Raw genomic sequence first — 13,622 nt, 5'->3', positions numbered from 1 at the left:
TGAAATATAACCATAAAAATATTCGAGTCCAAGTGGTGGAATTTTGTTAAGTGACTGAAAAATATAGCAAATTTGCCATTGCACCCATGATGGATTGGACGGACCGGCACTGCCGGTTCTTTCATCGGCTGATGTCTCGGCGGGCGCTGCTTTATACCGAGATGGTGACGGCGCCGGCGGTCATTCATGGTGATCGGTCGCGGCTGCTGGACTATGACGCGGGCGAGCATCCGGTGGCGCTGCAACTTGGCGGCTCGGTTCCGGCCGAGCTTCGCGAGGCCGTCCGTGCCGCCGCCGATTGGGGATATGACGAGATCAACCTGAATGTCGGCTGTCCCAGTGACCGCGTGCAGTCGGGCTGTTTCGGAGCGGTGCTGATGAAAACCCCGGCACTGGTTGCCGATTGCGTCACCGCGATGATGGCCGTCAGCCCGGTCGAGGTCACTGTGAAATGCCGCATCGGGGTGGACGATCAGGAACCGGCAGAGATCCTGCCCGCTTTCCTGGAAACCATGCGCCGCGCCGGTGTGCGCAGGATTGCCATCCATGCGCGCAAGGCGTGGCTGCAGGGTCTCAGCCCGCGAGAGAACCGCGAGGTGCCGCCGCTGGATTACCCGCTGGTGCATGCGATGAAATCAGCCTTTCCCGATTTGGACCTGTCGGTGAATGGCGGTATCGAAAGCCTCGACGAGGCGCGCCGGCATCTGCGGGTGATGGACGGTGTGATGGTGGGAAGGGCCGCCTATCACCAGCCCTGGGACCTGCTGGGGCAGGCCGACACATTATGGGGCGAGAGGCCGGCTTTCTCGTCGGCGCTGCAAGTGGCCGAGGCGATGCGCCCCTATATCCGCGATCATCTGCGGCAAGGGGGGCGTTTGCACCAGATCACCCGCCACATGCTGGGCCTGTTCCACGGCCAGCCCGGGGCGAGAGGGTGGAAGCGAACACTCTCCGAAGGCGCGTCGAAGGGCGGGATAGAGGTGTATGACGCGGCCCTGGCGCAGGTCGGCCGGATCGCGGCCTGAGGGCGGGGGTGATCGACGCTGCGGCTTGTGCCTTTTCCGGCAACATGTCAGATCACCGGCGAAAGGATTTTTGCCATGAGCGATCTGCCCGTCATCCGCCTGCGTCCTAAATCGAAGCCGCAGGCCATCCGTCACGGCTTTCCCTGGATTTTCGCGGACGAGGCGGTGCTGGACCGCCGCACACGCGCCTTGCCTGCGGGGGGATTCGCTGTGCTGGAGGACGCCGAACGCCGGCCGATGGTGCTGGTGACGGTGAATCCGGTCTCGAAGATCATTGCGCGGGTGATGGATGCCGATCCGCAGGCGCGGATCGATGGCGACTGGCTGCGGGCCCGGCTGGTCCGCGCCCTGGCGATGCGCGAACAGCTTTATGACGCGCCCTTCTATCGGCTGGTCCATGCCGAGGCGGACGGGTTTCCGGGGCTGGTCGTCGATCGCTTCGGCGATGCCGCCGTGATCCAGCCCAACGCGGCATGGGCCGATCGCATGGCGGGCGAGATCGCCGAGGCGCTGGCGGACGTCGCCGGAGTGAATACTGTCATCCTGAACGGGCAGGGGCGTGCGCGCGGATTGGAAGGGCTGGACGAGCGGACCGGGATCCTGCGCGGCACGGCCCCTGACGCGCCCGTGCAGGTCGCGATGAACGGCGCGGTTTACATGGCCGACCTGCTGGGCGGGCAGAAGACCGGGCTTTTCTATGACCAGCGCCCGAACCATGCATTCGCGCAACGATTGGCGCGGGGGGCGGAGGTGCTGGATGTCTTCAGCCATGTCGGCGGCTTCGGCCTTGCGGCGCTGGCGGCGGGAGCCTCCCGCGCGACCTGCGTCGATGGTAGCGCGGCGGCGCTGGAACTTGCCGGAGCAGGGGCGCGGGCCATGGGCGTGTCCGACCGGCTGGAGATCCGGCAATCCGACGCTTTCAAGGCGATGGAGGCACTGGCCGAAGAGGGCCACCGTTTCGATCTGGTCATATGCGATCCGCCTGCCTTCGCGCCCTCGAAACAGGCGCTGGAGGCGGGGTTGCGCGCCTATGAGCGGGTGGCCAAACTGGCCGCGCCGCTGGTCGCGCCCGGGGGATATCTGGGCCTATGCAGCTGTAGTCATGCCGCCGACCTGACCCAATTCCGCAATGCCAGCGCGCGCGGGATCGGTCGCGGCGGGCGGCGCGGCGTGCTGATCCATAGCGGGCAGGCTGGTCCCGACCACCCGACATTGCCGCAACTGGCCGAGACCGGCTATCTCAAGGCGCTGTTCTTCCGGCTGGACGGATGAAGGCGGTTCTGGATGCCAATGTGCTGTTTCCCACCATCCTGCGCGAGATCCTGGGTGATCTGGCCACGGCGGGGCTTTACCGACCGCTCTGGTCGGCGCGGATACTGGCCGAGTGGCGCCATGCCGCGGCGCGCCTTGGCCCCGGGCAAGAGGCCGTGGCAGGGGCCGAGATCGCGCTGCTGACCCGGCGGTTCCCCGATGCCGCCATGCCCGATGACGGTGCCCGCGCCATCGACCTGCATCTGCCCGATCCTGCCGACCGCCATGTGATCGAGGCCGCGCTGGCAGGTGGTGCCGCGCTGGTGGTGACGGCAAATCTGCGTGATTTTCCGCGTCCTGTCATGGCGGGGTTGGGATTGCGTGCGATCCATCCCGATGCGTTCCTGCTGGAACTGCACCGCCGCGATGCGGCAACGGTTACCCTGGCCGTGCAGACCGCCCGTGACAAGGCGGCGAGGATGGGAGGCGACATGACCGTGACGGATATGCTCAAGCGCAGCCGCCTGCCGCGGCTCGCCAGGCTGCTGAGAGGTTGAATCAAGTTGCTGTTAACGCTAACAAGAGATATGGCGGAAGCCGGTGATAAGGAGGACAGCATGGTCTCGCGCGTCATTCCGGTCGAAGATTTCGACCTCGTGATATTCGGAGCAACCGGTGATCTCGCGCATCGCAAGATCCTGCCGGGGCTGTTCCGCCGCTTCGTTGCGGGGCAGATCCCCGAAACCTCCCGTATTATCGGCGCGGCCCGGACCGAGCAGGACGATGACGCTTTCCGCGCCGAAGCAGCCAAGGCGATTGTCGAATTCGCGGGCGTCAAGAAGAACGACCCGGATCTGGTCAGGTTCACCGGGCTTCTGGGTTATACCGCGATCGACGCCAAGGGCGAGGGTGGCTGGAAAGCGCTCAAGGCTCGGATGCGCAAGGGGGCGGTTCATGCCTTCTATTTCTCGGTCGCGCCGTCGCTTTTCGGGGATATCGCCGAACGCCTGCACGGTCATGGCATCACCGACAAGCACAGCCGCATCGTTGTGGAAAAGCCCTTTGGCCGAGATCTGGAAACGGCCCGGGCGCTGAATACAATGCTGGCCCAGCATTTCCGCGAGCAGCAAATCTACCGCATCGACCATTACCTGGGCAAGGAAACGGTCCAGAACCTGATGGCGGTGCGTTTCGCCAATATCCTGTTCGAGCCGCTGTGGAACGCGCAGTTCATCGACCATGTCCAGATCACCGTGGCCGAGACCGTGGGTGTTTCGGGCAGGGGCAGCTATTACGACAAGTCCGGCGCCATCCGGGACATGGTGCAGAACCACATGATGCAGCTTTTGTGCCTCATCGCGATGGAGCCGCCATACCATTTCGATCCGAACGCGGTGCGCGACGAGAAGCTCAAGGTCATCCGCGCGCTGGAACCGGTCGAACCGTCGGATATCGTGCGCGGCCAGTATCAGCCCGACGGCAAGGAGCCGGGCTACCTGGAGGATGCCGAGAACCCCGATTCCCGCACCGAAAGCTATGTTGCCATGAAAGTGCGGATCTCGAACTGGCGCTGGCAGGGCACGCCCTTCTACCTGCGCACCGGCAAGAAGCTGCGCGCCCGCACCTCCGAGATCGCCATCACCTTCAAGGAGCCGCCGCATTCGATCTTTGACGATACCGGCGCGCCCCGGGCCAACGAGCTTGTCATCCGGCTGCAACCGAACGAAGGTATGAATCTCAAGGTGATGATCAAGGAGCCGGGGCCGGGCGGGATGCGGCTGGTGCAGGTGCCGCTGGACATGTCCTTCGCGGATGCCCTTGGGCCGGAGGGGGCCGATATGCCCGACGCCTATGAACGGCTGATCATGGATGTGATCCGGGGCAACCAGACCCTGTTCATGCGCGGCGACGAGGTCGAGGCCGCATGGGCATGGACCGATCCGATCATCCGCGCGTGGGAGGATGGCAAGCAGCGCCCCGAACCCTATGATGCCGGCTCCTCGGGCCCGGAAGAGGCGCTGCGCCTGATGCACCGCGACAACCGCCGATGGAGGGAGATTCGCGCATGAGCATGGATTTCAAGGAATATCCCGACCGCGAGATGCTGGCCCTGTCGCTGGCCGACCGGATCGCCTCGCAGCTTGGGCAGCATCTGCGCTCTGCCGAGACGGCCAGCCTTTGCGTTCCGGGCGGCACCTCTCCGGTGCAGGTTTTCGATACGCTCAGCGGTGCCGATCTGGACTGGAACCGCGTGACGGTGTTCCTGGGCGATGAGAGGTGGGTCGATGGCGAGCACAAGCGCTCGAACAGCCGGCTGCTGCGCCGTCACCTGCTGCGGGATCGGGCGGTGGCGGCCAATTACATCGATCTCTATACCGGCGATGCGCAGCCCGAGGATGCGACGGACGGGCTGGCCGAGGCTTTGGCGCCGCATCTGCCGGTGACCGTGGTGCTTTTGGGCATGGGCAACGATATGCATACGGCCAGCCTCTTTCCCGGGGCCGACCGGCTGGCCGAGGCATTGGCAAATGACGCGCCGCCGCTGATGGCGATCCGTGCCGACGGGGCGGAGGAGCCCCGCATCACACTGACGCGCCCGATCCTGTCACAGGCGATTCATATCCATCTGCTGATCATGGGGCCGGAAAAGCGCGAGGCATTGGAACGGGCGCAGAAACTCGACCCGATCGAGGCGCCGATACGCGCCTTCCTGGATGCCGCCACCGTGCATTGGGCGGAATAAGAGGACCGACGACACATGAACGATATCTGGACCCGGCTGAAAGCCCATCGCGATGCACAGGGCGAGGGGCGCATCTCCGATCTTTTCGACTCTGATCCCGCCCGCGCCACGGCATTCTGCACCGAGTTGGATGACGGGCGGGGCGGGCTGGTGTTTGACTGGTCCAAGACGATGATCGATGCGGGCGCGCGCGATCTGCTGATCGAACTGGCGCAGGGGGCGCAGGTCGAGGCGCGGCGCGAGGCGATGTTCTCGGGCGAGAGGATCAACGAGACCGAGGGCAGGGCGGTGCTGCATACGGCGCTGCGCAACCTGGACGGCGACGTCCGCGTGGACGGACAGGACGTGATGCCCGGCGTGCGCGCAACCCATGAGCGCATGAAGGCTTTCGCCCGCGATATCCGCTCGGGCGCGTATCGGGGGCAGGGCGGCAGGATCACCGATGTCGTGAATATCGGCATCGGCGGCTCGGATCTCGGACCCTATATGGCCACATTGGCGCTGGCGCCCTATCATGACGGGCCGCGCACGCATTTCGTCAGCAATGTCGATGGCGCCGATATCGCCGATACGCTGAAGGGGCTGGACCCGGCGACGACGCTGGTGATCGTGGCCTCCAAGACTTTCACCACGATCGAGACGATGACCAATGCCCGCACCGCCCGCGACTGGATGGCGGCGACGGTATCCGAGCCTGCGGCGCAATTCGCGGCGCTGTCCTCGGCGCTCGACAAGACGGCGGATTTCGGGATCGATGCCGGCCGGGTCTTCGGCTTCGAGGATTGGGTCGGCGGGCGTTACTCGGTCTGGGGGCCGATCGGGTTGTCGGTCATGCTGGCCGTGGGGCCCGGGCGTTTCGATGAATTCCTGGCCGGTGGCGCCGCGATGGACGCGCATTTCCGCGCCGCCCCGCTGGAACGTAACCTACCGGTGCTGCTGGCGCTGACCGGTATCTGGCATCACCAGATCTGCGGCTATCCGACCCGTGCAGTGCTGCCCTATGACAACCGGTTGCTGCGCCTGCCCGCTTACCTGCAGCAACTCGAGATGGAGTCCAACGGCAAGCGCGTGGCGATGGATGGCAGTGATCTGACCCTGCCCTCCGGGCCCGTGGTCTGGGGCGAGCCGGGCACCAATGGCCAGCACGCGTTCTATCAATTGATCCATCAGGGCACTCTGCCGGTGCCATGCGAATTCATTCTCGCCGCGCGCGGGCACGAGGACGAGCTGTCCCATCACCATATCCTGCTGGCCGCGAACTGCCTTGCGCAATCCGAGGCGCTGATGCGTGGCCGAAACCTGGATGAAGCGCGGGCGTTGATGGCTGCCAAGGGGCTGGAAGGAGCGGAGTTGGACCGGCAGGCGCGGCATCGCGTCTTTCCCGGCAACCGCCCGTCGACCACCTTGCTGATCGGGCAGTTGACGCCCTTTGCCCTGGGGCAGATCGTCGCCCTCTACGAGCATCGGGTTTTCGTCGAAGGAGTCATCCTTGGCATCAACAGCTTCGACCAATGGGGAGTCGAACTGGGCAAGGAACTGGCGCTGAAGGTCGAACCGCTGCTGAAGGGCGAGGCCGCGCCCGGTCATGACGCCTCCACCGAGCATCTGGCGAGCCGGTTCCGGCAGATGCGTGGATAGGCGGGGCGGGGGGCTGTCTGCCCCCGGTCCCCGTTCCGGGGACTCCCCCCGAAGGTATTTGGCAAAGAAGAAGGGGCGAAATCGGTTGATCCGTTCCCCCGGCCTTTCACTCGGTTTCACGAGCGACTAGGTTCAGGCGGACGGAAAGGATGCGGATATGTCGTTTTTCTCGAAACTGCGCGAGCGGCTGACCCGCTCTTCCTCCAGGATCGGGGAGGGGCTGGACGATATCGTCGGTGAGGGCACGCCCGAAACGGAGGCGCGGCCCGGGGAGGACGATGCGCCGGGATCCGGGCCCGAGATGCATCAGCCGGTTCCCGCGGTGCCCTCGCCTGCCGGGGGGTTGGTCGGCCGTCTCTTCGGACGTGGGGAGGCGCCGGCGGACGAGCCGCGGCGGGCGCTTGACGACGAGATGCTGGAGGACCTGGAGGATATGCTGGTCCAGGCAGATCTGGGTGTGGATACCGCGTTGCGGGTCAGCGCCAATATCGCCGAAGGGCGGATGGGACGACGGGTCTCTGCCACCGAACTCAAGGAGCTTTTGGCGACCGAGATCGCCCGGATCATGACCCCGGTGGCGCGGCCTTTGCCGCTTTACCCCAAAAAGCCGCAGGTGGTTCTGGTCGTGGGCGTGAACGGTGCAGGCAAGACCACAACGATCGGCAAGCTGGCCAGCCAGTTCCGCGCGGCGGGCAAATCGGTCGTGATCGCTGCCGGGGACACCTTCCGGGCGGCGGCGGTCGAGCAGTTGCAGATCTGGGGGCAACGTGCCGGGGTGCCGGTGATGGTTGCGGCGCAGGGATCGGATCCGGCGAGCCTTGCCTTCGATGCGATGACCCGGGCCGAGGCGGATGGCGCCGATCTGCTGATGATCGACACGGCGGGGCGTCTGCAGAACCGCCAGGACCTGATGGAGGAACTGGCCAAGATCGTCCGGGTGATCCGCAAGAAGGATCCGGAGGCGCCGCATAATACCTTGCTGGTCCTGGACGCGACCACCGGGCAGAACGCGTTGAACCAGGTCGAAACCTTCCGGAAGCTGGCCGATGTGTCGGGGCTGGTGATGACCAAGCTGGACGGCACCGCACGCGGCGGTGTGCTGGTGGCGCTGGCGGATCGTTTCGGGCTGCCGATCCATGCGATCGGGGTGGGCGAGCAGATCGACGATCTGGATGCCTTCGACCCGGAGGAATTCGCCCGCGCGCTGGTGGGGCTGTAGCGCCCTGCCGCCCTAGCCACGCAGCGCCCGCCACAGGCTGAGCGCGGCATCGCCCAGATCGCCGAGCCGGGCCAGCAGATGCTCGGGTTCGAGGCTGCCAGCCGGGACGTCGCGATGGTCGAGACGGGAGAGCAGGCGCATCAGGCGGCGGCGATGCGTGCCGGTCAGGACCTGCACCGGATCCGCGATGACTCCCGCAAAGGTCGTGACGACCGAGCCGATGACTGCCAGCACAACGCCGGTTGCGACGACCTGCATGGGGGTAAGCTCGACCGGGAAGACGGCATACCACATCCGGCCCATGCCGCGCCCGAGGGTGAAATCCTCGATGGCCGTCGAATAGGCGCGTATCTCTGCCAGCGGACCGGCCAGCGAGATTATCCCGGGTGTGGCCCGTCCGAACAGCAGCAGCCCGGCAAACAGCACCAGAAGCGATGTGGTGATCTCTGCCACCGCGTTGCGGGTCTCGGTATGGCGGGCGATCTCTTGCCGGACGGCTTCCGGATCGGCGCGCGGGCCGAGCTTTTGGGTTTCCAGGTGACCGAGAAAAGCGGTCAGGTCGGTTTCGATGCGCCGTGCAACATCCGATTTCAGGAAAACGCGCCTGGCGGCCAGCCATTGTCCCGCCCGTTTTGCACCGATGGTTGAAAGCAGCATCGCGACCAGCCGTATCAGCAGGAATAGCGGTGCCATCGCGACATTCAGAGGCGCGCGCAAGAGATCCGGCCCGAAGGCAGCCCGGTGCAGCTTGAACGTGCCCGGAATACCGTAGCGCATCCGGACAAAGCGCGAGACCTCTGTCCGCCGGGCGGTTTCGATCGAATCTGCGCTGCCTGTCCCCTCTGAGCCCTGAGGCATGTTACCTTCCGATACTTTCTACCAGTGCCGGCCGCCCCGGATATCGATATATCCATATCTGGCCGGCAATATGCGCTGCCCGGTTTTTCCGCGCCCCGTTCCGTGACCGCAGGCCGGTTCCGGCAAAGACTGCGATTACCGGTGTGGCTTGACAACCCATTGTTTGCCGCGACGATGAGACATGCCTTGCATGCGGTAGCGGGCAGGCCGGAAACAGGAGGGGGCAGTGCAGTCATTCAGTTTTCAGACCACCCGTTCGGTTCTGGCCGAGGCCGGTGCCACGGCCAGGATCGGCGGGATTCTCGCGGCTCGGGGCTGCCGCAAGGCCGGCTTCGTCACCGATCCGATGATTCTGGAACTGGGGCTGGCCGATGTGGCACTTGCGGGGATAGAGAAAGCCGGGCTGTCAGTCTGGGTCTTCCCTGATGTCCAGCCCGACCCGCCCGAAGAGATGATACAGGGTGCCGTTCGTGCGGCGCGGGCCGAGGGCGTGGATTGCGTCGTATCCGTGGGCGGCGGCTCGTCGCTGGACACGGCCAAGCTGATAGCGGTGCTGTTGAATACCGATCAGCCGATTTCGGACATGTATGGCATCGATCTGGTCAGGGGAGAGCGTCTGCCCCTGATCCTGGCTCCGACCACAGCCGGAACGGGATCGGAGGTGACGCCGATCGCCATCGTCACGACCGGCGAAAACGAGAAGAAGGGCGTGGTCGCGCCGCAATTGCTGCCCGATTGCGCGATCCTCGACGCCGAGTTGACCGTGGGGCTGCCTGCGCAAGTGACGGCGGCGACGGGGATCGATGCGATGGTGCATGCGATCGAGGCGTTCACTTCGAAACGGCTCAAGAATGTCGTGTCCGATTGCCTCGCGAAACAGGCGCTGGAACTGCTGGGCGGCAATATCCGCAGGGCCTGTTCCGAGCCGCGGGATCTCGAAGCGCGGGCGAATATGCTGCTGGGATCGATGCTGGCGGGGATGGCTTTTGCCAATGCGCCGGTCGCGGCGGTGCATGCGCTGGCCTATCCGCTTGGCGGGCATTTCCACATCCCGCACGGGCATTCCAACGCGCTGGTCCTGCCCTATGTTCTGGAATTCAACATGCCCGCCGCCGGCTCGCTCTATGCCGAGATCGCTCCGCTGATATTTCCTGAACTGAGCGGGCAGGGCGAGGATGCGCGCGCCCGGGGACTTGCAGAGGGCTTCAAGGCCCTGGGGCCGGAACTTGGCATGACAAGCAGGCTGGGCGAGATGGGAATCAGCCATAATCACCTGCCGATGCTGGCGGCAGATGCGATGAAGCAGGAGCGTTTGCTGATCAACAACCCGCGCGAGATGACCTATGAGGCGGCGCTGGAAATCTATACGCAGGCTCTTTGACCGAAAGCCGGTCAGTCCACGGCGCGGATAAGCTTTTTGTCGAGCACCTTGAGCACCTGCGAAAGGTCATGCCCGCGCTTCAGGATGCGGCCATCCATGGCGATCACGGCATAGGCGCCCTGTGCGCTCCGCAGTTTAGGCCGCTTCTCGATCCGGTAGAGCGGATGTTCCGTGGCGCGGCGGAAAACGCTGAATATCGCGGCGTCGCGCAGGAACGACATCGCATAGTCGCGCCATTCGCCAGCGGCGACGAAACGGCCATATACTGTAAGGATGGCCCCGAGTTCGGCACGGTCAAAGACCACCCGTTCGGGATCGGCGGCAAACGGCGGGGCGGCGTTCATCATGACGGAATGGTGACATCGTGCCGGGCGCAAATCAACGAAAAACGACGGCCCGGTCAAAGGCCGCCGCGATCAGGGCTGGCCGTCTCAGTAACAGCCGATCTTCTCGATCCGGTCGTCGCCGTTGAGTTCGATATTCAGCCGGTCGGGGCGGAAATCCGCGGTCACCGCGTCTTCGGGGCCAATGATCCGTGTTCCGGCGGGCAGCTTTTGCGAATCGAGCGCCGATTTCGGCTGGCCGACCAGATCCTGCAGCACTTCCGCGCCGCAATTCTGGGGCAGGTCGAGCGTGGGAGCGGTGGAGGATTCGGTTTCCGGTTCACATGCCGCTAGCGCGAGGCCAGAGATCAGCGGGAGGATCAGGGTTCTGCGCATCGTCAGCCGCAATCTATATTGTAGATATTGCCCGAGGCATCGAGGCGGAAGACGATCCGGTTGGGATCATAATCCTGCGGCTCGATTCCGCGATGCTCCACGACGCGGTATTCCTTGCTCAGGCCAAGCGTGGGAATGACGCTGCCGGGCTGCGACAGGTATTGCGTGTATTCCTTGGCGCCGCAAAGATCGGGCTCACGCTCTTCAAGGCCGGAGATGCCCTGAACCGGGGTCGGTGCCAGCGGCTGAACGGGTTGAACGGCCGGTGTCGGGGCGGGCTGTGGTGCGGGCATGCAGCCCGCCAGCAACGCGGTCGTCGCGGCAATGGGCAGGATCGTCGTCTTGATCATTGTGTCAGGATTCCCTCGTGCGCCCGTGACGGGCATTTGTCGTGATTTGTAACGTGAAATATACGGATCCCCGGCCAGCTTGAGAACCCGGAGATGCAATCAATATTGCATCAGCGCATTGACGCAACATCCACGCATCTTTTCATTTCTTGCCGGTCGAGGTTCCGTGCCGCAGGGCCGCCAAAGGCCCGCAGGAACATCTCGGCAGAGCGAAGTGCCGCAGTCCTGTCGTCACCCGCGGTTCGGGCGGCGACCTGATCATGGATGGTGAGGCCGCAAAGACGGATCAGCTGCCGGGCGGCAAGCGCTGTATCCCCGATATCGAGCTCGCCCCGGCCCACGTATATCTCCAGCCGGTCGGCAAGCGGACGGACGAGCAGCTTTTCGGTCCGCTCGTGATAGGCCCTGATGAGGGCCGGGAAACGGTTCGCCTCTCCGATAGTGAGCCGGACCAGTTGAACCTCCGGATCCGAGTGCAGCCATTCCGTTATGGCCGCCGTGATCCGGGTCAGGCCGGGTTCCACGGGAAAATCGTGCTCAATCGAGGCCAGCGGCCCCACATCGGGACGATCGAGGGCCATCTTCACGGCTTGCTGGAACATCAACTGCTTGTCAGGGAAATAGGCGTAAAGGGTTGCCTTCGAAACACCGGCGGCCCGGGCGATGTCGTCCACTCCAGCCCCGGCATATCCGTCACGCAGAAAGATGCGCCACGCGCCATCAAGAACCTGATCGATCTTGCGCCCGAATGCGGCGTTCCTGCGCTTCTTGAGTTTCACCATACCGGCCCGCCCTGATAATTAATACGTTCCCGACTCAATGTATCCCGGCGCCCGGCGGTTGCATGCCGGATCGCATGGGGCGTTTCTCTGCCGAAGTTGTGAAGAATGTTTCAATTTTGCCTGAATTTTTGGCATGAAGCGCATAGAAGCCGTGACCGCTTTCCCCTAGCCTCGCAAATGGCAGGCGTCGAATCGTCAGTGTGAAAGAGGAGCCCGCAATGGCCAACACCCATACTTCATTTCGTGAATCTGTCGAGCGGATGTTCACGCATGCCGCGGGACTGATGGCTTTGCCCCCCGGCCTCGAAGAGAAAATCCGGGTCTGCAACTCGACCTACACGGTGCGTTTCGGTGTCCGGCTGCGCGGGCAGATCCAGACCTTCACCGGCTATCGCTCGGTTCATTCGGAGCATATGGAGCCGGTCAAGGGCGGGATCCGCTATTCACTGGATGTCAACCAGGACGAGGTCGAGGCGCTGGCTGCGCTGATGACCTATAAATGCGCGCTGGTCGAAGTGCCTTTCGGTGGCTCCAAGGGCGGGTTGCGCCTTGATCCTCGGGAATGGAACGAGGATGAGCTTGAGCGTATAACCCGCCGTTTTACCTATGAATTATCGCGCCGAAACCTGATTTCTCCCAGCCAGAACGTTCCGGCCCCCGACATGGGCACCGGCGAGCGCGAGATGGCCTGGATGGCCGATGCCTACAAGCGCCTGCATCCCGACGACATCAACGCCAAGGCCTGCGTGACCGGCAAGCCGCGCACCGCGGGCGGGATCGACGGTCGGATCGAGGCGACCGGCCGGGGCGTGCAATATGCGCTGCGCGAATTCTTTCGCCATGAAGACATGATGAAACGGGCCGGGCTGGAGGGTACGCTCGCCGGCAAGCGGGTCGTCGTGCAGGGGCTGGGGAATGTGGGCTATCACGCTGCGCTGTTCCTTGCGCAGGAGGACAAGGCGCTGATCACCACGGTGATCGAGCGCGACGGCGCCGTCAGCAACCCGAAAGGGCTGGATATCGGGGCGCTCAAGGCGCATATCGCCGCGAATGGTGGGGTCGAGGGGTTTGCCGGGGGCGATTTCCGCCCCGAAGGCCTCGCCGCGCTGGAGGATGATTGCGACGTGCTGATCCCGGCGGCAGTGGAAAGCGTCATCCATGGCCGCAATGCCGACCGGATCAGGTGCAAGCTCATCATCGAGGCCGCGAACGGCCCCGTGACCGCCGATGCCGACGAAATTCTCAAGCGCAAGGGCGTGGTCATCATCCCGGACATGTATGCCAATGCCGGCGGTGTGACGGTGTCCTATTTCGAATGGGTCAAGAACCTGTCGCAGATCAGCCTTGGCCGCCTGGAACGCCGCCACGAAGAGGCCCGCGCCCGCATGCTGGTCGAGGAACTGGAACGCCTGTCGGCCGATACGGGCCTGAACTGGACGCTTTCCAAGGGTTTCAAGGAGGCGTTTCTGACCGGCGCGGACGAATTGGAGCTGGTCCGCTCGGGGCTTGACGACACCATGCGCGAGGCTTTCGGCAAGATGAAGGAGGTCTGGGTCAGCAACAGCAAGGTGGATGACATGCGCACCGCCGCCTATGTGGTCGCCATCCGCAGGATTTCCAATGTTTACGGCTCACTTGGACTGTAGCGGCTGAACC

At 64.2% G+C, this 13,622-nt stretch carries 14 protein-coding genes; 9 read left to right on the top strand and 5 right to left on the bottom strand.

What is annotated here, in order from left to right:
- Window positions 1–50 precede the first annotated feature (50 nt).
- From dusA to ftsY, 7 genes are all read left to right on the top strand, one after another.
- Window positions 51–1,025, top strand: coding sequence for a tRNA dihydrouridine(20/20a) synthase DusA (gene dusA / locus C9E81_RS08045; RefSeq protein WP_122111758.1), 975 nt, complete (start codon window positions 51–53; stop codon window positions 1,023–1,025).
- Between the two features lie 75 nt (window positions 1,026–1,100).
- Window positions 1,101–2,297, top strand: coding sequence for an RSP_2647 family RNA methyltransferase (locus C9E81_RS08040; RefSeq protein WP_122111757.1), 1,197 nt, complete (start codon window positions 1,101–1,103; stop codon window positions 2,295–2,297).
- Complete coding sequence (locus C9E81_RS08035; RefSeq protein ID WP_122111756.1) at window positions 2,294–2,833, top strand: RSP_2648 family PIN domain-containing protein; 540 nt, start codon at window positions 2,294–2,296, stop codon at window positions 2,831–2,833. The genes C9E81_RS08040 and C9E81_RS08035 overlap by 4 nt, the downstream gene beginning before the upstream one ends.
- Window positions 2,834–2,893: 60 nt before the next feature.
- On the top strand, window positions 2,894–4,345 hold the full coding sequence (gene zwf, locus C9E81_RS08030) for a glucose-6-phosphate dehydrogenase (RefSeq protein WP_122111755.1): 1,452 nt from the start codon (window positions 2,894–2,896) through the stop codon (window positions 4,343–4,345).
- Window positions 4,346–4,347: 2 nt separating this feature from the next.
- The gene (gene pgl, locus C9E81_RS08025; RefSeq protein ID WP_208021137.1) at window positions 4,348–5,019 is read left to right on the top strand and encodes a 6-phosphogluconolactonase; all 672 of its coding nucleotides are present in this window, start codon (window positions 4,348–4,350) and stop codon (window positions 5,017–5,019) included.
- A 15-nt stretch (window positions 5,020–5,034) separates the two neighbouring features.
- A complete protein-coding gene (gene pgi / locus C9E81_RS08020; protein ID WP_122111753.1) occupies window positions 5,035–6,657 on the top strand; it encodes a glucose-6-phosphate isomerase in 1,623 nt (540 codons plus the stop codon).
- Between the two features lie 157 nt (window positions 6,658–6,814).
- A complete protein-coding gene (gene ftsY / locus C9E81_RS08015; protein WP_122111752.1) occupies window positions 6,815–7,876 on the top strand; it encodes a signal recognition particle-docking protein FtsY in 1,062 nt (353 codons plus the stop codon).
- Between the two features lie 12 nt (window positions 7,877–7,888).
- Here ftsY and C9E81_RS08010 read toward each other — a convergent pair whose 3' ends face one another.
- Window positions 7,889–8,734, bottom strand: a complete 846-nt coding sequence (locus tag C9E81_RS08010) for a DUF6635 family protein (protein ID WP_122111751.1) — start codon at window positions 8,732–8,734, stop codon at window positions 7,889–7,891.
- Between the two features lie 226 nt (window positions 8,735–8,960).
- Between C9E81_RS08010 and C9E81_RS08005 the strand changes: the two genes are divergently transcribed.
- The gene (locus tag C9E81_RS08005) at window positions 8,961–10,115 is read left to right on the top strand and encodes an iron-containing alcohol dehydrogenase (RefSeq protein ID WP_122111750.1); all 1,155 of its coding nucleotides are present in this window, start codon (window positions 8,961–8,963) and stop codon (window positions 10,113–10,115) included.
- An 11-nt stretch (window positions 10,116–10,126) separates the two neighbouring features.
- Here the strand turns inward: C9E81_RS08005 and C9E81_RS08000 are convergent, their stop codons facing one another.
- The 4 genes from C9E81_RS08000 to C9E81_RS07985 all read right to left on the bottom strand — a co-directional run bounded on the left by C9E81_RS08000 (window position 10,127) and on the right by C9E81_RS07985 (window position 11,966).
- A complete protein-coding gene (locus C9E81_RS08000; RefSeq protein ID WP_122111868.1) occupies window positions 10,127–10,459 on the bottom strand; it encodes a DUF2794 domain-containing protein in 333 nt (110 codons plus the stop codon).
- A gap of 87 nt (window positions 10,460–10,546) precedes the next feature.
- Window positions 10,547–10,834 (bottom strand): I78 family peptidase inhibitor, encoded by a 288-nt coding sequence (locus C9E81_RS07995; protein WP_122111749.1) that lies wholly within the window; start codon window positions 10,832–10,834, stop codon window positions 10,547–10,549.
- Between the two features lie 2 nt (window positions 10,835–10,836).
- Entirely contained in the window at window positions 10,837–11,184 is a 348-nt protein-coding gene (locus C9E81_RS07990; protein ID WP_122111748.1) for a hypothetical protein, read from the bottom strand.
- 110 nt (window positions 11,185–11,294) lie between these two features.
- Window positions 11,295–11,966: a TetR/AcrR family transcriptional regulator gene (locus C9E81_RS07985; RefSeq protein ID WP_122111747.1), complete on the bottom strand. Its 672-nt coding sequence runs from the start codon at window positions 11,964–11,966 to the stop codon at window positions 11,295–11,297.
- A gap of 218 nt (window positions 11,967–12,184) precedes the next feature.
- Between C9E81_RS07985 and C9E81_RS07980 the strand changes: the two genes are divergently transcribed.
- A complete protein-coding gene (locus C9E81_RS07980) occupies window positions 12,185–13,612 on the top strand; it encodes a Glu/Leu/Phe/Val family dehydrogenase (RefSeq protein WP_122111746.1) in 1,428 nt (475 codons plus the stop codon).
- Window positions 13,613–13,622: the final 10 nt, after the last annotated feature.

Origin of the sequence: Paracoccus alkanivorans, assembly GCF_003697785.1 — a bacterium.
Taxonomy (GTDB): Bacteria; Pseudomonadota; Alphaproteobacteria; order Rhodobacterales; family Rhodobacteraceae; genus Paracoccus; species Paracoccus alkanivorans.
This window is presented reverse-complemented; position numbering and strand designations above follow the sequence as displayed.